A 484-nucleotide genomic window follows, 5' to 3' on the forward strand; every position below is an offset into this window, starting at 1 on the left:
GAACGACAGCGACGCGATCGCCGTCATCCGCCCGCATGTCGAGCGCCATGCCGGCCGGTTCCTGCGGCTCGATACGCGCCGGGAAAGCGGCGACTTTGCGTCCTACCTGTCGCAGTCCGGCTTGCAGGTCTATGACACGGTTCTGACCATGTCGTTCGGAAAACCCGCTGTCGCCCAGGACGCGCACGCCTTCGAGACATACGCACTCGCGACCCAGGCGCTTGGCTAATCCTTCTACGAGCCTCGGCGCGCAATGCGCCGGTGGCTATGCCTCATCATAGCCGACGACGCCCTTGATCTCGGTAAACTCGTGCAAGCCGAACTTGCCATATTCRCGGCCRTTGCCKGACTGCTTGTAGCCGCCGAAAGGTGCGGCGCCATCCCAGGCCGAACTGTTGATGCGCACGGTGCCGGTCCGCAGCCGCCGGGAGAGTGCGCGTGCTTCCTCCCGGTCGCCCTGGATATACGAAGCCAGGCCGTAGGG

Annotated in this window: 2 protein-coding genes; one reads left to right on the forward strand and one right to left on the reverse strand. The window is 64.9% G+C overall.

Annotation, left to right across the window (positions count from 1 at the left end; translation table 11 throughout):
* Positions 1-229, forward strand: a 229-nt coding sequence (locus tag AC1D0P_RS28785; RefSeq protein WP_477679855.1) for a hypothetical protein, incomplete at its 5' end; no start/stop codon positions are given.
* Positions 230-265: 36 nt separating this feature from the next.
* Here the strand turns inward: AC1D0P_RS28785 and AC1D0P_RS28790 are convergent.
* Positions 266-484, reverse strand: a 219-nt coding sequence (locus AC1D0P_RS28790; protein ID WP_477679856.1) for an aldehyde dehydrogenase family protein, incomplete at its 5' end; no start/stop codon positions are given.

It is taken from the genome of Polaromonas sp. P1_G2, from assembly GCF_056405515.1.